This window comes from Microcystis sp. LE19-131.1A (genome assembly GCF_027532015.1).
Taxonomy (GTDB): domain Bacteria; phylum Cyanobacteriota; class Cyanobacteriia; order Cyanobacteriales; family Microcystaceae; genus Microcystis; species Microcystis ichthyoblabe_A.
The window spans coordinates 1-1,765 of sequence record NZ_JAPZSS010000276.1; the positions used below are offsets into that span (position 1 = coordinate 1).

Here is a 1,765-nt window from a genome sequence, read left to right on the forward strand (position 1 = left end):
TAGGAATCGGTTTTACTGAGGGAATATAAACCCAGTCAGGTGCTTTGACAACTGTTTGAGTTTTAACGGTAGCACACAAGCCAAAATTAGAAGCAATTAGCATCGATTCTAGAATTAGTCCTGCTAATTCTAGGGATTCGCATAAAGCTGCTGCTAAGAGAGGTTGCAGGTTATTGTCCACAGGTTCGTCAGGTAGAACAAAATCATCTGGCAGTTTTTCCCAGGTGATTATCGTTGATTTTGTCGGTAAATCAATAGCAGATGGTGTCATTGTCGTAAACAGTCCTTCCTAATATTTAATAAGCTCTCATAAACTGCCCGCAACTAAGGAGGTGCATTAAATTAATTATCAAATAGACCTGTAGGTGGACAATGCCTGTAATTATTTCATACACTATCATCAACTTCAACTCCTAGCACTCTTAATTTTGCCGCCAAGCGTTCGGCTCGTTGCTTTTCCTGCTCTGCCAACTCCTCTATGGTGGGGAGCAATTGCCCCTCTGCTGTTGCCCAACGCAGCCAAGTAATCGGCTCTTGTTCATCCCCATAAATTCCCTGCCACCGCACTAACACTAGCCCTAATATTTCGCTGCTGAACCTGCCTTGAGCATCTGGGTTTAAAGATTTATAAACACCCCCTTCTAGGCGATGTCCCGCTAAATCTTCTGGGTCAAAGGGATCATACCAAAAGTATTCTGTCACCCGCAAACGATTCTGATAGATGAGTTTTTTCTCTTCTTTATCTTTTTTGGCTGTACTTTCAGAGAGCAACTCAATCACCACATCAGGAGCTTTTTCTTCTTCCCAGACGACCCAGCTTTTTCGTTCTCTTCGAGGCACGTCCAAGACGACAAATACATCAGGTCCGCGATAATCTTCGTTCCGCACTTGATTGGGGCTAAAGTAAACAAACATATTGCCCCCCACAAACGCTTCTCGCCCTTGGGTTTTTAACCATTGGGAGAGCGGTCTGACTAATAACTGCATTTGCAGTCCGTGTCTCTGGGTTTCCATGGGAATACCATCATCAGAAGGTAGTTCATCTTGGGTCGGTGGTAGCTTGATCCCTAGTGGGTTAGCTGCAATTACCAGGGTTTCTTGAGCCATTGGTTGGTTGGGGTGAACAACTGATGCCACCTTCTTATCATAAACTATTGTCCATGTCAACCCCTAGCGCTCTCAATTGTGCAGCCAAGCGCTCGGCTCGTTTTAGGTTATGTGATTTTGTCAAGATTCTCTGACTCTATCACAATTCTAATCTTTTACATAAATATCACAACTTCCCTGTATAGTAGAATCTATGCTTTTCTGGGATTCTAGAAGTTTGTAATTATTCTCATAGAGTAATTGTAAAAAAGTGTCATGAAGATTTTCTTTTATGAATGGTAGACCTATATTTATGGGACATAGGGTGACAATTGGATTGAATTTATTGAGAGCATCAATAAAACGGGGCTGAAAAGAATTGTCCTCAGAGAAAATAGAAATTATCTCAGGATAAAACAATACTTTTCTGTTTTTGTGAAGATAATAAGGGCTCTTCGGGAATTGTTATGCAAATAATTAACTTAAAATAAAATTCGATGAGAGCAACTACGCTCAAAAGTAGCTGAAATTCATACAAGAAAGGACTTAAGGCACAAATAGGTTAATACCAAAAGATAGACAATTGAGTTAAGATTTGATATAATAGCCAAAAACGAGATTATTTTACTTATGATACTTGACAAATTTTTGAACCTACAAGGAACCTGTATTCAAGGCT

The 1,765-nt window shown here is 40.3% G+C and carries 1 protein-coding gene and 1 pseudogene; both read right to left on the reverse strand.

Going from position 1 to position 1,765, the window contains the following annotated elements:
• Positions 1–271: pseudogene (locus O9323_RS19685) on the reverse strand (hypothetical protein); the annotation flags it as partial.
• Positions 272–387: 116 nt separating this feature from the next.
• Complete coding sequence (locus O9323_RS19690; RefSeq protein ID WP_002791153.1) at positions 388–1,107, reverse strand: Uma2 family endonuclease; 720 nt, start codon at positions 1,105–1,107, stop codon at positions 388–390.
• Between the last annotated feature and the right edge of the window lie 658 nt (positions 1,108–1,765).

Bases quoted from the DNA above. Each gene is read 5' to 3' on its own strand.
- O9323_RS19690 (WP_002791153.1), bottom strand. From the start codon at position 1,107: ATGGCTCAAGAAACCCTGGTAATTGCAGCTAACCCACTAGGGATCAAG.